The following is a 17457-nucleotide window of genomic DNA, read 5'->3' as shown; positions in this document are numbered from 1 at the left end:
CGTCGGGGGGCGCTATGGGGGAACCGCGACGGCCGGCTGACGTCGGCCTCGACAGCGCCGAATCCGAGATCGCGGGGATCGTCCCCGTCCATGGCCGCAGCCTCGGCCTCGGCGCGGCCGTCGCGCTCGTCATCGGCAACGTCGTCGGCACGGGCATCTTCCTGCTGCCCGCCTCCCTCGCCGCATTCGGCACGGTCAGCCTGGTCGCGATGGCGGCGGTGACCGTCGGCGCCATCGCGATGGCGATGGTCTTCGGCAAGCTGGGCGCCAGGATTCCCGCCGGCGGCGGACCCTACGCCTACGCGCGCAACGCCTTCGGCGAGTTCGCCGGCTTCTGGAACGCCTGGTCGTTCTGGCTGACGGCGTGGATCGGCAACGCCGCCATCGCGGTGGCGTGGGTCGGCTACGTCCAGTATTTCGCCCAGCAGGTCGTCGGCCTCGACTGGAGCGGCACGGCCGCCGCGATCGTGATCGCGCTGATCGGCCTCTGGATCCCCGCGGTGGTCAACATGCTCGGCGCCAGGAACATGGCGGCCTTCCAGCTGGTCACCACGATCCTGAAGTTCGCGCCGCTGCTGTTCGTCGCCGTGGTGGGCCTGTTCTTCGTCCAGGGCGCCAACTTCGGCCCCTTCAACGCCACCGACGGCAACTGGGTCGGGGCGCTGTCCATGGCCGGCGCGGTCGCGCTGTTCATCTACTCCGGCGTGGAGAGCGTCTCCATCGCCGCCGAGAAGATCAAGGACCCGGCCCGCAACATCGGCAGGGCCAGCATCATCGGCGTCCTCGCCTGCGCGGCCCTGTACATGCTGAGCACCGTCGCGGTCATGGGCACCGTCCCGCACGCGCGGCTGCTGGAGTCCTCGGCGCCGTTCGCCGACGCGCTCAACAACATGTTCGGCGGCTCGGCGGGGGGCGTGCTCATGGCCGCCTGCGCCATCATCTCCGGCATCGGCGCGCTCAACGGCTGGACCATGCTGGTGGCGGAGATGCCCATGGCCGCGGCCAGGGACGGGATGTTCCCCGCGATGTTCGCCAGGGAGTCGCGGCGCGGCGCGCCCCTCGCGGGCATCCTCGCGGGGACGATCCTCACCTCGGTGATGCTGCTGGTGGCCTACGCCTCGGAGAACGCCTTCAACACGATCGTGCTGCTGGCCTCCTTCACCACCGTCATCCCCTACTTCTTCTCCGCCGCCGCCCAGCTGTACTGGCTGGTCACGGGGGCTCGCGTGGTCGACAAGAGGCGGCTGACGCGCGACATCGTCATCAGCGTGATCGCGCTGGTGTTCGCGTTCTGGATGGCATACGGCTCCGGCTCCGACGCGGTGCTCGGCGGCACGCTGATGCTCCTGGTGGGTGTGCCCGTCTACATCTGGGTGAAGGCCAAGCGAGGCGAGTACGGCCCGCAGGTCTAGGAAAGGAAGACTGGTTATGACCTTTCATGTCGATTCCGAAGTGGGCAAGCTCTCCAAGGTCCTGCTGCACAAGCCAGAACTGGCGCTGAAGCGGCTCACGCCGACCAACAAGGACGCCTTCCTCTTCGACGACGTGCTGTGGGTGCAGCGCGCGGTCGAGGAGCACGAGGAGTGGCAGCAGACCCTCAGGGACCGGGGCATCACCGTCTACATGCTGGCCGACCTGCTGCGGGAGACGCTCGACATCCCCGAGGCGCGCAAGCACATCCTCGACCACGTCGTCGACGAGCGCTGGCACGGCCCGCTGGCCACCGACGCCGTCCGCAACACGCTCGACGCGCTCCCTTCCAGGGACCTGCAGCAGTTCCTCACCGGCGGCATCACCAAGGCCGAGATCATGGAGCGGGGCGCCGACCCCAAGAGCGTCGCCTTCCACGTGCTCGACGACCACGACTTCGTCCTGCCGCCGCTGCCCAACCACCTGTTCACCCGCGACACCTCCTGCTGGATCTACGGCGGGGTGTCCATCAACGCGATGAAGAAGAAGGCCAGGCAGGCCGAGACCGTCAACTTCGAGGCGATCTACACCTACCACCCGATCTTCGCGGCCGAGGCCGGCAGGTTCGAGGTGTGGATGCCCGGCACCAAGGTCGCGCCCGCCACCATGGAGGGCGGCGACGTCCTGGTCATCGGGCGCGGCTCGGTGCTGATCGGCATGAGCGAGCGCACCCAGCCGCAGGCGGTGGAGATGCTCGCGCGCAACCTGTTCGCCAAGGGCGCGGCCAAGAAGATCGTGGCGCTCAACATGCCGAAGGCGCGCGCCTTCATGCACCTCGACACCGTCATGACCATGGTCGACGTCGGCGTGTTCACCAAGTACGCCGGCCTCGGCATGCTGCCCTCGTACACCATCGAGCCCGGTGACAACGAGAAGGAGCTCAAGGTCACCGACCACCCCGCCGAGGACATGCACAAGGCGATCGCCAGGTCACTCGACCTCGACGACATCAAGGTGCTGACCGCCACGCAGGACGTCTACGCCGCCGAGCGGGAGCAGTGGGACGACGGCTGCAACGTCCTGGCCGTCGAGCCCGGCGTCGTCGTCGCCTACGAGCGCAACACCACCACGAACAACTTCCTGCGCGACAACGGCATCGAGGTCATCACCATCCGCGGCAGCGAGCTCGGCCGCGGCAGGGGCGGCCCTCGCTGCATGAGCTGCCCGCTCGAGAGGGAGGGCATCTGACCATGGGCTTCAACCTCCGCAACAGGAGCTTCCTGAAGGAGCTCGACTTCACGCCCGAGGAGTTCGCCTTCCTGCTCAGGCTGTCGGCCGACCTCAAGCAGGCCAAGTACGCCGGCGTCGAGCGGCAGCGGCTCAGGGGCAAGAACATCGCGCTCATCTTCGAGAAGACCTCCACGCGCACCCGCTGCGCCTTCGAGGTCGCCGCCCACGACCAGGGCGCGCACGTCACCTACCTCGACCCGAGCGGCTCACAGATGGGCCACAAGGAGTCGGTCAAGGACACCGCGCGCGTGCTCGGCAGGATGTTCGACGGCATCGAGTACCGCGGCTCCAGGCAGGAGTACGTCGAGGAGCTGGCCGCCTACTCGGGCGTGCCGGTGTGGAACGGCCTGACCGACGAGTGGCACCCGACGCAGATGCTGGCCGACATGCTCACCATGCAGGAGCACAGCGACAAGCCGCTGCACGAGATCTCCTTCGCCTACCTCGGCGACGCCCGCAACAACATGGGCAACTCGCTGCTGGTCACCGGGGCGATGTTCGGCATGGACGTGCGCCTGGTGGCGCCCAAGGCGCTGCAGCCCGACCCCAAGCTGGTCGTCAAGCCCGCCAAGGACCTGGCCAAGCAGACCGGCGCGACGGTGACGATCACCGACGACGTGGGCAAGGGGGTCAGGGGCGTCGACTACCTCTACACCGACGTGTGGGTGTCGATGGGCGAGCCGAAGGAGGTCTGGGACGAGCGGATCACGCTGCTGAAGCCGTACCAGATCAACGACAAGGTCGTGAAGGCGACGGGGAACGCCAAGGTCAAGGTGATGCACTGCCTGCCCGCCTTCCACAACAGGGAGACGAAGGTCGGCGAGGACATCTACGAGAAGACCGGGCTGGACGCCCTGGAGATCACCGAGAGCGTCTTCGAGTCGCCACGCTCCATCGTCTTCGACGAGGCCGAGAACCGCCTGCACACGATCAAGGCCATCATGGTCGCCACCCTCGGAGACTGACATGCGCACATTCCGCGCCCTCCGGGCGAACACCATCAAGGCACCCGCACACCTCGCCACCCTCGGAGACTGAGCGATGCGGGTACTGGTCGCCCTCGGGGGCAACGCGCTCATGAAGCGCGGCGAGAAGCCGGACGCCGACACGCAGCGGGCGAACGTGGCCGTGGCGCTCAAGACGCTGTCGAAGGTCGCCGAGCGGCACGAGCTGATCATCACGCACGGGAACGGCCCGCAGGTGGGCGTGCTGGCGCTGGAGAGCACGTCAGACCCCCACCTGACCAGGCCCTACCCGTTCGACACCCTGGTCGCCGAGACGCAGGGCATGATCGGCTACTGGATGCTGCAGGCGCTGCAGAACGCTCTGCCTGGCCGTCAGGTGATCTCGATCGTCTCCCAGACCCTGGTGTCGGCGGTCGACCCCGCCTTCGACGACCCGACCAAGTTCGTCGGCGAGGTCTACGACGAGGAGGAGGCGCGGAAGCTGGCCGAGGAGTACGGCTGGACGGTCAAGCCCGACGGCCAGTACTGGCGCCGCGTCGTCCCCTCGCCCAAGCCGCAGCGCGTGGTCGAGACCAGGCTGATCCGCAAGCTGGTGCGCGACGGCGTCACGGTGGTGTGCGCGGGAGGCGGCGGCATCCCCGTCATCCGTGACGAGAACGGCCGGCTGTCGGGCGTGGAGGCCGTCATCGACAAGGACCTGACCGGGTCGTTGCTGGCCGAGTCGCTGGAGTGCGACGCGTTCCTGATCCTCACCGACGTCCCGCGCGTCATGAGGGACTTCGGCACGCCCCGGCAGAGCGACATCAGTCACACCACTCCGCACGAACTGCGCTCGATCGACTTCCCCGAGGGCTCCATGGGGCCGAAGGTGGAGGCGGTCTGCAGGTTCGTGGAGACCACGGGCGACATGGCCGCGATCGGCAAGCTCGACGAGGCCATGTCGATCCTGGAGGGCACGGCGGGGACGATCATCACTCCGAACGCCACCTGGCCGTTGTCCAGCACCCTGTAAGGAGGCTCCGCGTGGCGCTCGTCGAGCGGCTGTTCCGCACCAAGCCCACCGACCAGATCGTGGCGGAGGGCGGACACGGAGAGGGCGGCGAACTGCGCCGCACCATGTCCCTGTGGCAGCTGACGCTGTTCAGCGTCGGCGCCACACTGGGCACGGGGATCTTCGTCATCCTCGGCCAGGCCGTCCCGAAGGCGGGGCCCGCGGTCGTGCTGGCCTTCGTGCTGGCCGCCATCACCGCGCTGTTCTCCGCGCTGTCCTACGCCGAGCTCGCGGGGACGATCCCGGTGTCCGGCTCGTCCTACTCCTACGCCTACGCCACGCTCGGCGAGATCGTCGCGTGGGTGTGCGGGTGGTGCCTCATGCTGGAGTACGCGGTCTCGGTGGCGGCCGTCGCCGTGGGCTGGGGCGAGTACCTCAACACCTTCCTCCAGGGCGCCTTCGGCTGGACGCTGCCGGCGGCGATCACCCACTCCCCCGGCGACCAGGGCGGCGTGGTCAACCTGACCGCCATCCTGATCGTGGTGCTGGCCACCTGGCTGCTGCTGCGCGGCGCCTCGGAGTCGGCCACGGCCAACTCGATCTTCGTGCTGATCAAGGTCGCGGTGCTCGCCTTCTTCTGCGTGGTGGCCTTCACCGCCTTCCAGTCGGGCAACTTCGCCAACTTCGCTCCCATGGGCGCCGCCGGCATCACCGCCGCCGCCGCCCAGGTCTTCTTCTCCTACATCGGCTTCGACGCCGCGTCCACGGCGGGCGAGGAGGCCAAGAACCCCAGGCGCGACCTGCCGCTGGCGATCATCCTCTCGCTGGCCGTCGTCACGGTGATCTACGTCCTGGTCGCGCTGGCGGCCATCGGCGCCATGCCGTGGACCGACTTCGACCCCGACTCCACCGAGGCCAGCCTCGCGCTCATCGTCGACCTGGCCACCGGCGCCACCTGGCCTGGGCTCATCGTCTCCTTCGGCGCGGTCATCGCGATCGCCAGCGTGGTCATCACCGTCCTGTACGGCCAGACCCGCATCCTGTTCGCGATGTCGCGCGACGGGCTGATCCCCAAGGTCTTCCAGCGCGTCGACCCGCGCCGCCAGGTGCCGGTCGCCAACACCCTCATCGTGTGCGTGTTCGTCGCCGTGCTGGCCGGGCTCGTGCCGCTCGGGCAGCTGGCCGAGGCCACCAGCATCGGCACGCTGTTCGCCTTCACCATCGTCAACATCGGGGTGCTCGTGCTCCGCCGTACCAGGCCGGACCTGCCGCGCACCTTCCGCACGCCGCTGTTCCCGATCACACCGATCCTCGGCGTGATCTTCTGTGTGCTCCTCATGTACGAGCTGGCCTGGGTCACCTGGGTGGCCTTCCTGCTGTGGACCGGCGTGGGCCTGGTGGCCTACTTCCTGTACGGCTTCGGCCACTCGCGCCTCAACGAAGGGAGCGTCCGATGAAGATCGAGCATGTCCTCGCCGGCTTCCTGCCCGACTCCCGCGGCCATGACGGACTGGCGCTCGCCGTCCTGCTGGCACGTCAGGCGGAGGCGAAGCTGACGGTCGCGACCATCCAGCCCCCTCCGTGGGCCTCGCCCGGCCCCGGCAGGGCCGACGAGAGCGCGTGGCGGGCCTATCTCAAGGAGCAGGCCACAGCGGGGTTCGACCAGGCGCGCCAGGTCGCGGGCGAGCAGGCGGACTACATCACCCGCTTCAACAGGGGCAGCGGACGCGGTCTCGTGGAGCTGGCCCGCACCTCCGACGTCGACTCCGTGGTGATCGGCTCGGGCCCGCGCGGGTCGAAGGGGCGCATCTCGCTCGGCAGCACGGCCGACCAGCTCCTGCACGCCTCGCCCGTGCCGGTGCTCCTGACGCCCAAGGGCTACGCCGAGGACCTGCCCTCGCGCGTCGACAGGCTGACCGTCGCCTACCGGCGAGGACCCGGCTGCGACTCCGCGGTCAGCGTCGCGGTCGGCGTGGCCGCCGCTCTGGACGTGCCGCTGCGCCTGGTCACGCTGGTGGTGGGCGCGAACAGGGCCAGGATCGAGCAGCAGATGCTCGGGAACCTGCGCGAGCAGGCCACGGCCGACCTCGAACGGGCCGTCGAGGGCCGCCGCCGTGAGGTCGAGGTGGAGACGCTCGAGGGCAGGAACGTCACGACCGCGTTGGCGGAGACCGAATGGCGGAAGGGCGAACTGATCATCCTCGCCTCCAGCGAGTCGGGGCCGCTACGCCGGGTCTTCCTCGGGGACACATCGGTCAAGATCATACGGGCGGCACCGCGTCCGGTGCTCGTCCTCACCCGAGAGCCGTTCGGTTCTCGGCAAACACTGACGAAGTAGTGTTACTCAAGGGACAACGGTGACCTTTGAGGCGGACCCTCCCGGACCGGATTCGGCATCTTTTTTCCAATCAGCTTGACCTTCGGCTCCCACAGCTTTACCGTCACTGTCCGTAACCACACCTCGCGGCGTTCTGGGGTAAAACCCCAAAGCCACGGCTACCGAAGGTGCCCGTTCGGGCGTCAACCCCCCGGTGGTCCAGGCACAAGCCGCAAGGGAGCACAATCTACTGAGAGCTGTACATAACGAGCCGGGGGGCCACACGATGCCGTCTGAGTACGCCAAGTCGCTGGGTGCACGACTCCGCGCCATCCGCACCCAGCAGGGGCTGTCCCTGCACGGAGTCGAAGAGAAGTCGCGCGGACGCTGGAAGGCGGTCGTCGTGGGTTCCTACGAACGGGGCGACAGAGCGGTCACGGTGCAGAAGCTTGCCGAGCTTGCCGACTTCTACGGCGTGCCGGTCTCCGAGCTGCTGCCCGGTGGCGCGGCGCCCAGCCCGCTCGGGCCGACGCCGAAGCTTGTGATCGACCTTGAGCGCCTGGCGACGCTCCCCAAGGAGAAGGCCGGGGCGCTGGCGCGCTACGCGGCCACCATCCAGAGCCAGCGTGGCGACTACAACGGCAAGGTGCTGTCCATCCGCCAGGAGGACCTGCGCTCGCTTGCCGTCATCTACGACAAGTCGCCCAGTGAGCTGACCGAGGAGCTGATCAGCTGGGGCGTGCTCGACGCGGAGGCCCGCCGCGCCGTCGAGTCCTTCTGACCCCCTCACGCCCGGACGAAGGGGCGCCTCCGGAATCTCCGGAGGCGCCCCTTCGCCGTCCGCCCTTCGCCGTCCGCCCCGCACCTCAGGCCCGCCTCTGCAAGGGGCCTGCCCCAGACTTCAGGCCCGGCGCCCTATTCACCCAGCGGACCTGCCCAGGGGTCAGGACCGCTGGGTGAATCGGGCGAACTCCCACGGGTCGTGCGCGGAGAAGACGCTCACCTCGTCCGCGTGCCCGCTCGCCAGCTCCCGCAGCCTGCCCTGGTTGGCGATCCGCAGCTCGGCGTCGACCTGCGAGTCGAGCTGCACGATGTCCAGCAGCGGGTGCGACTCGGGGCTGCCCGTGTCCAGCTCCCGGTGGTAGAAGTAGGCGTCGCCCGCGTGCACGAGCCACTCCTTCCCCGCCCGTACGGCGACCGCCGCGTGGCCGGCCGTGTGCCCGCCCAGCGGCACCAGCAGGAACTCCTCAGGCAGCCCGCGCAGCGCCTGGACGCCCGCGAAGCCGTACCACTCCTGGCCATGGCCCGTGCCGTACGTCTCCCAGCGCGGCCCGTGCGCCCAGTGCGCGGGACGGTAGCGGCGGCTCGGCCCCTCGGCCATCGCCGCCTCGTACTCCGCCGCCATGACGTGCACCCGCGCCTCGGGGAAGTCGGGAAGCCCGCCCGCGTGATCGACGTCGAGATGGGTCAGCACGATGTGCCGGACGTCGGCGGGGTCGTAGCCCAGCTCGGCCACCCGGCTCAGCGCGGTCTCGCCCCTGTCGAGCCGCGGCGAGACCAGCTCCACCCACTCGGGGTCGAGGACCTCTGCCGGCCTGTCCACGGAGTCGAGGCCCAGCCCGCTCTCGACCAGCACCAGCCCGTGCGCGTCGGTCTCGACCAGCAGCGCGTGGCACACAGCGGCCGCGGACTCGAGGCCTTCGTAGGTGGGGTCGAGGACGCGCATGGACCCCAGGTTCAAATGGTGAACTCTTGTCATGCGGCCTACACTGCTACTTGAAGCGCGGTTCAAGTCAAGGAGGCTCCCGGGAGCCTGCTCGACATCGGGGAGGTGGCGCAGCGGTCCGGGCTGGCCGCCTCCGCGCTGCGGTTCTACGAGCGCAAGGGGTTGATCAGCCCCGTCGGCCGCAACGGGATCAGAAGGGCCTACGAGCCTGAGACGCTCAGCCGCCTGGCGCTGATCGCCTGCGCCAGGAGCGCGGGGTTCACCCTGACCGAGATCGCCGCCCTGCTGCACGCCAGGCCGTCCGACGAGGCGCTGCGCGAGCGCGTGGCGCAGAAGGCCGACGAGCTCGACGGGCGCATCGCCCAGCTCACCCGCATGCGCGACAGCCTGCGCCACGCGGCCTCCTGCACCCACGACCCGCTGGTGTCCTGCCCCGAGTTCAAACAGGTCGTGCGCGGCGAGACCCCCGACTCCGCGAGCTGACTGACCTCTTTCGGAGGCCTTTCCTTCCCAGCCGCCCCTCCTGCCTGACCACCCTCCGGCGTCAGGCCTCCGGCGTCGCGTCCTCCGGGGCCGTCGCCAGGGCCCGCAGGGTGCGGGCCGTCGCGTCCTCCGGGGCCGTCGCCAGGGCCCGCAGGGTGCGGGTGGGGCTCCGCGCGCCCTGCTCCCCCAGTGGGGCCCCGTCCACGAGGGCTGGACGCTGCTGGGCGCTCTGGCCGCCCAGACCCGGCGCCTGCGTCTCGGGCTGTTCGTGACCGGCGACAGGATCCGCGAGCCCGCCGTCCTCGGGAAGATCGCCACCACCGTGGACGTGATCTCGCAGGGCGGCTGGTGATGGGCCTCGGCGTCGGCGGCACTCGGCAGCCGGAGGGCGGCCGCAACCCTGCCGCCGAGGAGTACGCGGCCTACGGGCTGAGCCGGGCGGCGCGACGGCCGAGATCGCGGCGGCGGTCGGCGGCAGAGGCGTGGTGCTCGTGGCCGTCGTACTCTTCGACTCGACGGGCGGCACTACACACTGCACGGGGACCGTGAACTCGTGCAGCGGCCCGGCCCGCCGATCCTGATCGGCGGATGGGGCGACAGGATGCACAGGCTGGTGGCCGAGCAGGCCGACATCTGGTACGTCCCGGGGCCGCCGCACAACTTGGTCGCGTGGATCGCCGAGCGCGGCAGGGTGCCGGACGATCACTGTGCGGCGATCGGGCGTGATCCGCGCGAGATCGTCAGGTCGGTCCAGACGATCGTGTCGTACGACGACGCGGCGCGGTGCCGGAAGACGGTGTGGGAGTCGGTGGAGGCGGGGATGGGGCACATCGTGCTGAGCCTGCCCACGCCGCACCCGGAGGCGTGGCCCCGTCGGCTCACCGACGAGATCATCGCCCCGGTGCGAGCGGAACTCTGAACGCTGGCCTCCCTGGCGGGGCCGACGGGTGCGGGGTCAGCCGGCGAGGGGGATGGTGACCGGCAGCACGGGCTGGCCGGGGACGCCGAGGATCTGCTCGACCGTGGAGACGAACGTCTCGGCCTCGGCCAGCAGCTCGTCGGCGTCGGCGAGGGTCACGCCGCGCACCATGCCGGCCTCCGCGGCGGCACGCTTGGCGGCGCTGATCGAGAAGTAGCCCGCCCACTCGGCGAGCTCGGGCTCGGCCTCGGGCAGCAGCTCCCACGCGCTGCGCAGGCGCCGCCTGCGGCCCTCCATCGGACGGGGACGGGCGGCGAGGATCGCCGCCGCCGCGCGCAGTGCCGCCAGGTGGGCGGCCACATATCGGGACGCGGGGGTGCGGGCCGTCGCGGCCTCGGCCAGGCAGCCGCGTGAATCGGTGAGATGTGCCCTGACCGCAGGCGACAGCCTGGGCCCGTGCGTGTCACTGAGCCGTGTCGTCATGCCAGCCTCCTTTGAGGGGTCTTGGCGGCTCCCGGCGTTCGCGCCGATGAAGTCAACAGTCGCAGACCCCACCGACATTTCCGCCGGGCGGCCGGACGAGGAGCTTCCCCTCTCCCCGTCCGGCCAGGGCACGCCCACTCGTCTCCGCCGACGACGAGGACGCACCCTTCGCCCGGGGGACCCGACCGCGGGCTCCGCCTGGGGGTGGCGACGCCCGCGACCAGGTCCTTCGACGTGAGCCGCGAGCCTCACGTCGTCATCGAACATAATTTCGATGACCGAGGATGTCAACCGATTCCGCGAACACAGGTTCGATCAAACAGCCGCCAGCGCGCCCGAGGGGCAGAGGGTGAGCGCCCGCCTGACCGCCTGCTCCAGACCTGCGGGCACCTCGCTCCTGAGCACCACGACCAGGCCCTCCTCCTCGCTCTGGTCGAACACGGCCGGCACGGTCAGCGCGCACATGCCGGCCCCGACGCACACCCCCGTGTCGACAGTGACCCTCACCAGGTCACCCGCAGGCTGTGCACGCCGTAGATGCTCATGTCCGCCCGCATCGGCACCTCCTCGGCGGGGACCGCCAGCCGCAACGAGGGGAAGCGCCGCAGCAGCGCGGGGTAGGCGACCCGCATCTCGATCCTGGCCAGCTGCTGGCCGAGGCACTGGTGGATCCCGTGGCCGAAGGACAGGTGGCTGCCCGCCGGCTGCCGTACGTCCAGCGCGCAGGGGTCGGCGAAGCGGGAGGGATCGCGGTTGGCGGCCGGGATGGACAGCGCGACGCACTCCCCTGCCCTGATGGTCGTGCCCTCGATGACGACGTCCTCGACGGCGGTCCTGGTGGGGCCGACATGGATGATCGACAGGTAGCGGAGCAGCTCCTCCACCGCGTTGTCGATCACGGCGGGGTCGTCGCGGACGAGCGCGAGCTGCTCGGGGTGTTCCAGCAGCGCGAACGTGCCGAGCGCGAGCATGTTGGCGGTCGTCTCGTGCCCCGCCACCAGCAGCAGGAAGCCCATTCCCGCGATCTCGTCGTCCTCCAGCTCCCCGCCGCCGATCAGCCCGGTGAGCAGGTCGTTGGCGGGCTCGACGCGCTTGCGGGCGATGAGCGTGTAGAAGTACTTGACCAGGTCGTCGACCGCCGACTCCATCTCTCCGGGAGAGCTGTCCAGCCGCAGCAGCCTGGCCGACTCGTTCTGGAAGTTCTCCCTGTCCTCGTACGGCACGCCGAGCAGCTCGCAGATGACCAGCGAAGGGATCGGCAGCGCGAAGTCGCGCACCAGGTCGGCGGGCGGCCCCGCGCGCTCCATGTCGTCGAGGCAGGTCGCAGCGATCTCCTCGATGCGAGGCTGGAGCTGGTTCATCCTGCGCACGGTGAAATGCCCGGTGAGCAGCCGCCGGTAGCGCGTGTGATCGGGCGCGTCCATGCGGAGGAAGAAGCCCGGCGGCACGCGCCCCTTCGGCAGGTGCCTGGAGGCGACGAGCGGATGTTGGAGATCGGGCTCGGTGCTGAACCTCGGGTCGGACAGTACGGCACGGCCGGCCGCGTGCCCGCGCACCAGCCAGCCGACGTGCCCGTCCGCGAACGTCAGCGGCCGCACGGGCGCAGGATCGTCGAACAACTCGTCCGGCGGATCGAGCCTGCGCTGCCGGCTCATCGGGTAGGTCATACCGCACTCCTTCGTGGGATCGACTCCCTCCCAGAAAACATCATCGGATGCAAAGTTTCAATCAGTGCAGTATCTTGGTTGCATGAAGGTCGAAACGGGACTTCGAGCGCGTAAGAAGGCCCGCACCAGACGCGCGCTGGTGGAGGGCGCGCTGCGGCTGTTCACGCAGAAGGGCTACGAGCAGACCACGCTGGCCGAGATCGCCGCCTCGGCGGACGTCTCGACACGCACGTTCTTCAGCTACTTCGCGGGCAAGGAGGACGTGGTCTTCTTCGACGCCGACGACCGCCTGCGCGAGGCCCTGGCCATGATCGGCGGACGGCTGCCGGGCGAGTCGGTCGCCGCCCTGCTGGCGCGGGTGGTGGAGGCGGGCGCACGGTGGGAGGACGACCTCACGGGCAGGCTCGCCACCGAGCGCTTCCACCTGATGATGGCCGTGCCCGCACTCCAGGCCAGGGCGCTCCACCTGCTGTTCGACAGCCAGCGGCGGCTGGCCGAGGCGTTGTGCTCGGCCTACCCCGACGAGGTGGACCCCGTGACGGCCGCGGCCGCCGTCGGCTCCTTGGTAGGAGCGGCGAAGCTGGCGGCCGTCATGAGCCTGACGAGGGGCGAGACTCCCGAACAGGCGTGGACGGCGGCGCGCAGGGCGGCGGAGATCGCCGCGGGAGGTCTCCAGTCGCTCGGCCGCACGCCCTGACAGACCCGGCCAGAAGCCCTCAGAGCTCCCTGGAGCTCCCGATACGGCCCCCGGCCACTGGAATGGCCTGGCCGCCTGTCGACTGCCCTGCGTGGACGTGAAGGCCCACTGGACCCACGACAGCAGCCGGCGCGACCGCGCCCCGGCCTTCCCTGGAGAAGGACGGCGACCCTCGAGCGGTCAGGCCGATCCAGACGCCCGCCGCGCCCCCGGCTGGCGACAGGGGCACCGGCCCATGCCGCCGATCGTGATCCTCTCCTCCGTGGTGTAAGACACCCTTTGTCCGTGATGTCACTCCTGACCGGCATCGCGGAAGGCAACCGACCCGTATAGGAACGATGTGAACCACGATCGCCAGCCGTACCGCAGATGTGGCCGCAGCGGGCTGCTGCTGCCCGCGATCTCCCTCGGGCTGTGGCACAACTTCGGCGACGGCAGAACTCTGGAGAGCCAGCGGGAGATCCTGCACAAGGCGCTCGACCTCGGCATCACCCACTTCGACCTGGCCGACCGCTACGGCCCGCCGTTCGGCGCGGCCGAGCACACCTTCGGCGCGATCTACCGGCGTGACCTGCGCTCGCTGCGCGACCACATCGTGGTCACGACCAAGGGCAGCAACCCCATGTGGGACGGCCCGTACGGCAAGGGCAACTCCCGCAAGCACCTGCTGGCCACGCTCGACCGCTCCCTCGACAGGCTCGGCCTCGACTTCGTCGACATCTTCTACCTGCACAGGCAGGACCCCGAGACACCGCTGGAGGAGCAGGCGGCCACGCTCGACCACATGGTCCGCACCGGCAGGACGCTCTACGTCGGCGTCTCCAACTTCAGCCCCGAGGCCACGACCGAGATCGCCGCCCTGCTGCGCGGGATGGGCACGCCGCTTCTGGTCCACCAGCCCCGCTACTCGATGATCAGGCGCGGCATCGAGGCGGAGCTGCTGCCCGTGCTGGAGCGCGAGGGGATCGGCTGCGTCGTCTACTCGCCGCTGGCGCAGGGCCTGCTGACCGACCGCTACCTCGACGGCATCCCCGACGACTCGCGCGCCGCCGAGGGCCGCTTCCTCGGCAGGAGCGACGTCACGCCCGAGGTGGTCGGCTTCGTCCGCGCGATCGGCTCCATCGCCGCCGAGCGGGGGCAGACGGTGGCGCAGATGTCGCTGGCGTGGGCGCTGCGCGACCCGCGCGTCACCTCCGTGCTGGTGGGCGCCTCCAGCGCCGCCCAGCTGGAGTCGAACGTCGCGGCCGTCGACAGGCTCGACTTCACCGAGGACGAGCTGGCCGCGCTCGACCGGGCCGCGAAGGAGGCGGACGTCCTCGCGTAGGAGCACCGGCCTGCTCCACCTCGGCGGGCGCTCGCAGGGCCGTGCCCTTCGGGCGCCCGCCGGTGCGTCTCGTCGGTGCCCGCACGCCCGGCCGGGTCACCTCCGGCCCTCGCCGGCTTCCACGATCGCCTGGCGGCGGGGCGCCCGAGGCGGCGTGGCGTGACCCGGAGGGCCTGCCTCACCGCGGAGCTAGCGCTGGAAACGGCCGCGGACGTGCACGGGAACGCCCTTGCCGAGGAGCCCGGGGAGCACCCCCGCCACGTTCATCGGCAGCCGCACGCACCCGTGCGAGGCGGGGTACAGCGGCACCGACAGCGCGCCGTGGAAGGCGATGCCGCCGTTGAAGAAGATCGGGTTGTAGAGCTGACCCAGGTAGGACCTGTGCCACCCGGAGGCGCGCCACGTCGTCTTGAAGTTGCCCGTCGGCGTGGTCGCCGAGCCGCAGAAGCGCTGCGACTTGCCCTGCCACACGGCCGTCTCGCAGTACGGCACGCCGCTGCCCGAGGAGATGTGGGTGATGAGCTTCACCTGGCCGTCGACGTAGAGGACCATCACCTGCTTGGCCAGGTTGACCTCCGCCCTGGTGGGCTTGCCGCCTGGCACCAGGATCTTCGGGCTCTTCGGGCTCTCCAGCGCCGCCCACGTCCGCTTGCCGACGGTGCTGCTCGGCTTGATGCCGTTGACCTTCTGGAAGGCCCACACCGCGGCGAGCGTGCTGCCGCCGTACCTGCCGTCGACCCTGCCTGGCAGGTAACGCAGGTCCTTGAGGCGCTGCTGGAGCCACTTGACCGCCGAGCCCTTGGAGCCGAGCTTGAGCGGCTTGTCAGGCGCGGTGACCGCGCCGGCCATCACCGCCGCGCCCGCCTTCACAGGCATGCCCGCCTTCACGGACGCGACCTGCGTGGCCCCCGCCACGGGCCGCACGTCCACGGCGGCGGCCGCAGGGCCGCCCGTTGAGAGAATGACGGTCCCAGCCGTCATGAGCGCGGCCAGACCGAGCTGACGTCGTGCCCACATGCCAACCATCCCCTCATATCATTAACAATTGAATCAACGGACCCTAGCGCACCACCATGCCTCGGCAATCCGTTGGTCAATCTGTTTAGAGTGGGCGCATGCCCGAAAAGTTGCACCCCAACGCCGTCCGCGTCGCATCGGCACTGCGTGAGCTGGGTGCCACAGGTGAGATCGTGGTCCTGCCCGACTCGGCGCGCACCGCCGCCGAGGCGGCCGCCGCGGTGGGCGTGGACGTCGGCGCCATCGTCAAGAGCATGCTCTTCGAGGCCGACGACGCTCCCCTGCTGGTGCTGACCAGCGGCGCGCACAACGTGGACGTGAACCTGATCGCCCGCACGGTCGGCGCCGAGAAGGTGCGCAGGGCGGCGCCCGAGTTCGTCCGCGCGGCCACCGGGCAGCCCATCGGCGGCGTCGGCCCCGTCGGCCACCCCGCGCCCATCCGCACGCTGGTCGACAGCTGGCTGGGCAAGCACGAGGCGATCTGGGCCGCGGGCGGCCACCCGCACGCGGTCTTCCCGACCACCTTCGACGAACTGCTGCGCATCACCGGCGGCACGGTGGTCGAGGTCGAGTGATCGAGATCCGCGGCACGGGACCTGCGGAGTTCACCGACCGTCTGGAGACGGTGATGAGCATCTACACCGCCGCCATGCACCCTCCTGCGGAGCAGATCACCGGGCGGCAGGCGATCATGCGTGGGCACGGAGCCCATCCGGACTTCCGCTGCCTGTTCGCCGAGCTGCCCGACGGCACGACGGCGGGCTTCGCCTACGGCTTCCACGGCCTGCCGGGGCAGTGGTGGCACGACGTGGTCTACCAGGCGCTCCAGGAGAGGTCGGGCACCGAGGTGGCCGAGGCGTGGCTGGGCGACTCACTGGAGCTGGCCGAGGTCCACGTGCACCCCGACTACCAGGGCAAGGGCATCGGCAGGGCGCTGGTCCTCGCACTGTGCGAGGGACGTCCCGAGCGCTCGGCGGTGCTGTCGACCCACGACCACCCGACCGCCGCCCGCCACCTCTACCGCAGCCTCGGCTTCACCGACCTGCTCACGCAGTTCGTCTTCCCCGGCGGCTACGAGCACTACGCGATCGCGGGCGCGGTCCTGCCGCTCCGCTGAGGGCCGCCCGGCAGGCCTGCCGGGCTCCGCCTGCCGGCGTGCGTGCCGTACGGGACGCACGCCGGGGTTTGTCGGCGGGCGTGCGTGCCGTACGGCACGCTCTCGCGGTCAGACGGTCAGCGCGGCGGGGTGCAGGAGCTGGAAGACCTCGCGCGTCGCGCTGGAGCGGTTGAAGGTGATGAAGTGGATGCCGGGCGCGCCCTCGTCGAGCAGCCGCTGGCACAGCTCGGCGCCGTGGTCGATGCCCAGGCGGCGCACCGCGGCGGGGTCGTCGGCGACGGCCTCGAAGCGGGCGGCGACGTCGGGAGGGAACGGCGCCCCCGACAGCTGCTCCGACCTGGCGATCGTGCTCATCCTGGTGACCGGCATGATGCACGGGATGATCGGCGTCTCGCAGCCCTGGGCGGCCACCCTGTCGCGCAGGCGGAGGTAGTCGTCGGCCTGGAAGAACATCTGGGTGATCGCGTAGTCGGCGCCCGCCCTGCACTTCCTGACGAAGTAGTCGGTGTCGGCCTCGATGGAGGGCGAGCGCGGGTGCTTGTAGGGGAAGGCGGCGACGCCGACGCAGAAGTCGCCCGCCTGCCTGATCAGCCTGACCAGGTCCTCGGCGTAGAGGACGCCCTCGGGGTGCTTGACCCACTCGCCGTTGGGGTCGCCTGGCGGGTCGCCGCGCACGGCCAGGATGTTGCGCACGCCCGCGTCGGCGAAGCGGCCGACCAGGTGGCGCAGCTCGCGGATGGAGTGGTTGACCGCGGTGAAGTGGGCCACGGGCGTGAGCGTGGTCTCGTGCGCGATCCGCTCGACGATGTCGACGGTGCGGTCACGGGTGGATCCGCCCGCACCGTAGGTGACGGAGACGAAGGTCGGGCGCAGCGCCTCGAGCTCCCTGATGGATCGCCAGAGCTGGCGCTCGCCCTCCTCGTTCTTCGGAGGGAAGAACTCGAAGGAGAAGGAGCGGCCGCCGGAGGCGAGCAGATCGCGGACGGTGGGGACGCGATCGGGAAGGACGGAGGGTCGACCCAGAGCCATAATCCAAGGCTACCGGTACGAA

The 17457-nt window shown here is 70.2% G+C and carries 19 protein-coding genes and 1 pseudogene; 13 read left to right on the top strand and 7 right to left on the bottom strand.

The genetic code is table 11. The annotated features are described in order from the left end of the window. Nucleotides 1-14 precede the first annotated feature (14 nt). The 7 genes from FHR33_RS39335 (at nucleotide 15) to bldD (ending at nucleotide 7754) form a co-directional block, all read left to right on the top strand. Nucleotides 15-1412: an amino acid permease gene (locus FHR33_RS39335; RefSeq protein WP_183658953.1), complete on the top strand. Its 1398-nt coding sequence runs from the start codon at nucleotides 15-17 to the stop codon at nucleotides 1410-1412. A gap of 16 nt (nucleotides 1413-1428) precedes the next feature. Further along, nucleotides 1429-2658: an arginine deiminase gene (locus FHR33_RS39330; protein WP_183658951.1), complete on the top strand. Its 1230-nt coding sequence runs from the start codon at nucleotides 1429-1431 to the stop codon at nucleotides 2656-2658. A 2-nt stretch (nucleotides 2659-2660) separates the two neighbouring features. After that, entirely contained in the window at nucleotides 2661-3665 is a 1005-nt protein-coding gene (gene argF, locus FHR33_RS39325; RefSeq protein WP_183658949.1) for an ornithine carbamoyltransferase, read from the top strand. 76 nt (nucleotides 3666-3741) lie between these two features. Continuing rightward, a complete protein-coding gene (gene arcC / locus FHR33_RS39320) occupies nucleotides 3742-4677 on the top strand; it encodes a carbamate kinase (RefSeq protein ID WP_183658947.1) in 936 nt (311 codons plus the stop codon). An 11-nt stretch (nucleotides 4678-4688) separates the two neighbouring features. Then, entirely contained in the window at nucleotides 4689-6113 is a 1425-nt protein-coding gene (locus FHR33_RS39315) for an amino acid permease (RefSeq protein ID WP_183658945.1), read from the top strand. Continuing rightward, the gene (locus FHR33_RS39310; RefSeq protein WP_183658943.1) at nucleotides 6110-6994 is read left to right on the top strand and encodes a universal stress protein; all 885 of its coding nucleotides are present in this window, start codon (nucleotides 6110-6112) and stop codon (nucleotides 6992-6994) included. The genes FHR33_RS39315 and FHR33_RS39310 overlap by 4 nt, the downstream gene beginning before the upstream one ends. A 265-nt stretch (nucleotides 6995-7259) precedes the next feature. After that, nucleotides 7260-7754, top strand: coding sequence for a transcriptional regulator BldD (gene bldD / locus FHR33_RS39305; RefSeq protein ID WP_026214021.1), 495 nt, complete (start codon nucleotides 7260-7262; stop codon nucleotides 7752-7754). Between the two features lie 162 nt (nucleotides 7755-7916). On the opposite strand, the gene FHR33_RS39300 is transcribed toward bldD, so the two are convergent. Continuing rightward, a complete protein-coding gene (locus FHR33_RS39300; protein WP_246452320.1) occupies nucleotides 7917-8699 on the bottom strand; it encodes an MBL fold metallo-hydrolase in 783 nt (260 codons plus the stop codon). Between the two features lie 105 nt (nucleotides 8700-8804). Here FHR33_RS39300 and FHR33_RS39295 point away from each other — a divergent pair, with 105 nt between their 5' ends. Continuing rightward, on the top strand, nucleotides 8805-9182 hold the full coding sequence (locus tag FHR33_RS39295; RefSeq protein ID WP_312895929.1) for a MerR family DNA-binding protein: 378 nt from the start codon (nucleotides 8805-8807) through the stop codon (nucleotides 9180-9182). A gap of 61 nt (nucleotides 9183-9243) precedes the next feature. On the opposite strand, the gene FHR33_RS51055 is transcribed toward FHR33_RS39295, so the two are convergent. Further along, nucleotides 9244-9387: a hypothetical protein gene (locus FHR33_RS51055; protein WP_246452319.1), complete on the bottom strand. Its 144-nt coding sequence runs from the start codon at nucleotides 9385-9387 to the stop codon at nucleotides 9244-9246. Between FHR33_RS51055 and FHR33_RS51050 the strand changes: the two are divergent. Then, nucleotides 9361-10101, top strand: a pseudogene (locus FHR33_RS51050) (LLM class flavin-dependent oxidoreductase). The gene FHR33_RS51055 and the pseudogene FHR33_RS51050 sit on opposite strands and share 27 nt — an antisense overlap. A gap of 36 nt (nucleotides 10102-10137) precedes the next feature. On the opposite strand, the gene FHR33_RS39285 reads toward FHR33_RS51050, so the two are convergent. From FHR33_RS39285 to FHR33_RS39275, 3 genes are all read right to left on the bottom strand, one after another. Continuing rightward, on the bottom strand, nucleotides 10138-10584 hold the full coding sequence (locus tag FHR33_RS39285) for an SAV_6107 family HEPN domain-containing protein (RefSeq protein WP_183658939.1): 447 nt from the start codon (nucleotides 10582-10584) through the stop codon (nucleotides 10138-10140). Between the two features lie 315 nt (nucleotides 10585-10899). After that, nucleotides 10900-11091, bottom strand: a complete 192-nt coding sequence (locus tag FHR33_RS39280) for a ferredoxin (protein ID WP_183658937.1) — start codon at nucleotides 11089-11091, stop codon at nucleotides 10900-10902. After that, nucleotides 11088-12251, bottom strand: coding sequence for a cytochrome P450 (locus FHR33_RS39275; RefSeq protein WP_183658935.1), 1164 nt, complete (start codon nucleotides 12249-12251; stop codon nucleotides 11088-11090). Before FHR33_RS39275 ends, FHR33_RS39280 begins: the two co-directional genes overlap by 4 nt. A gap of 82 nt (nucleotides 12252-12333) precedes the next feature. Here FHR33_RS39275 and FHR33_RS39270 point away from each other — a divergent pair, with 82 nt between their 5' ends. Both FHR33_RS39270 and FHR33_RS39265 read left to right on the top strand, forming a co-directional pair. Then, a complete protein-coding gene (locus FHR33_RS39270; RefSeq protein WP_183658933.1) occupies nucleotides 12334-12948 on the top strand; it encodes a TetR/AcrR family transcriptional regulator in 615 nt (204 codons plus the stop codon). A gap of 340 nt (nucleotides 12949-13288) precedes the next feature. After that, nucleotides 13289-14272 carry an aldo/keto reductase gene (locus FHR33_RS39265; protein ID WP_183658930.1) on the top strand — a complete coding sequence of 328 codons (984 nt, stop codon included), beginning with the start codon at nucleotides 13289-13291 and terminating at the stop codon, nucleotides 14270-14272. A gap of 189 nt (nucleotides 14273-14461) precedes the next feature. Here FHR33_RS39265 and FHR33_RS39260 read toward each other — a convergent pair whose 3' ends face one another. Next, nucleotides 14462-15289: a L,D-transpeptidase family protein gene (locus FHR33_RS39260; protein WP_183658928.1), complete on the bottom strand. Its 828-nt coding sequence runs from the start codon at nucleotides 15287-15289 to the stop codon at nucleotides 14462-14464. Nucleotides 15290-15387: 98 nt separating this feature from the next. Here FHR33_RS39260 and FHR33_RS39255 point away from each other — a divergent pair, with 98 nt between their 5' ends. After that, on the top strand, nucleotides 15388-15864 hold the full coding sequence (locus tag FHR33_RS39255) for a YbaK/EbsC family protein (protein ID WP_183658926.1): 477 nt from the start codon (nucleotides 15388-15390) through the stop codon (nucleotides 15862-15864). After that, a complete protein-coding gene (locus FHR33_RS39250; RefSeq protein WP_183658924.1) occupies nucleotides 15861-16406 on the top strand; it encodes a GNAT family N-acetyltransferase in 546 nt (181 codons plus the stop codon). Before FHR33_RS39255 ends, FHR33_RS39250 begins: the two co-directional genes overlap by 4 nt. A 108-nt stretch (nucleotides 16407-16514) precedes the next feature. On the opposite strand, the gene metF is transcribed toward FHR33_RS39250, so the two are convergent. Beyond that, nucleotides 16515-17435 (bottom strand): methylenetetrahydrofolate reductase [NAD(P)H], encoded by a 921-nt coding sequence (gene metF, locus FHR33_RS39245; protein WP_183658922.1) that lies wholly within the window; start codon nucleotides 17433-17435, stop codon nucleotides 16515-16517. Nucleotides 17436-17457: the final 22 nt, after the last annotated feature.

Origin of the sequence: Nonomuraea dietziae (genome assembly GCF_014195505.1) — a bacterium.
GTDB lineage: Bacteria > Actinomycetota > Actinomycetes > Streptosporangiales > Streptosporangiaceae > Nonomuraea > Nonomuraea roseola.
The sequence above is the reverse complement of the archived record's forward strand: the minus strand, read 5'-3'. Positions and strand labels throughout refer to the sequence as shown.

Excerpts from the sequence above, each read along its gene's own strand:
- FHR33_RS39335 (WP_183658953.1), top strand. The coding sequence starts at position 15 with ATGGGGGAACCGCGACGGCCGGCTGACGTCGGCCTCGACAGCGCCGAA.
- FHR33_RS39330 (WP_183658951.1), top strand. The coding sequence starts at position 1,429 with ATGACCTTTCATGTCGATTCCGAAGTGGGCAAGCTCTCCAAGGTCCTG.
- argF (WP_183658949.1), top strand. The coding sequence starts at position 2,661 with ATGGGCTTCAACCTCCGCAACAGGAGCTTCCTGAAGGAGCTCGACTTC.
- arcC (WP_183658947.1), top strand. The coding sequence starts at position 3,742 with ATGCGGGTACTGGTCGCCCTCGGGGGCAACGCGCTCATGAAGCGCGGC.
- FHR33_RS39310 (WP_183658943.1), top strand. The coding sequence starts at position 6,110 with ATGAAGATCGAGCATGTCCTCGCCGGCTTCCTGCCCGACTCCCGCGGC.
- bldD (WP_026214021.1), top strand. The coding sequence starts at position 7,260 with ATGCCGTCTGAGTACGCCAAGTCGCTGGGTGCACGACTCCGCGCCATC.
- FHR33_RS39300 (WP_246452320.1), bottom strand. The coding sequence starts at position 8,699 with ATGCGCGTCCTCGACCCCACCTACGAAGGCCTCGAGTCCGCGGCCGCT.
- FHR33_RS39285 (WP_183658939.1), bottom strand. The coding sequence starts at position 10,584 with ATGACGACACGGCTCAGTGACACGCACGGGCCCAGGCTGTCGCCTGCG.
- FHR33_RS39275 (WP_183658935.1), bottom strand. The coding sequence starts at position 12,251 with ATGACCTACCCGATGAGCCGGCAGCGCAGGCTCGATCCGCCGGACGAG.
- FHR33_RS39270 (WP_183658933.1), top strand. The coding sequence starts at position 12,334 with ATGAAGGTCGAAACGGGACTTCGAGCGCGTAAGAAGGCCCGCACCAGA.
- FHR33_RS39260 (WP_183658928.1), bottom strand. The coding sequence starts at position 15,289 with ATGTGGGCACGACGTCAGCTCGGTCTGGCCGCGCTCATGACGGCTGGG.
- FHR33_RS39255 (WP_183658926.1), top strand. The coding sequence starts at position 15,388 with ATGCCCGAAAAGTTGCACCCCAACGCCGTCCGCGTCGCATCGGCACTG.
- metF (WP_183658922.1), bottom strand. The coding sequence starts at position 17,435 with ATGGCTCTGGGTCGACCCTCCGTCCTTCCCGATCGCGTCCCCACCGTC.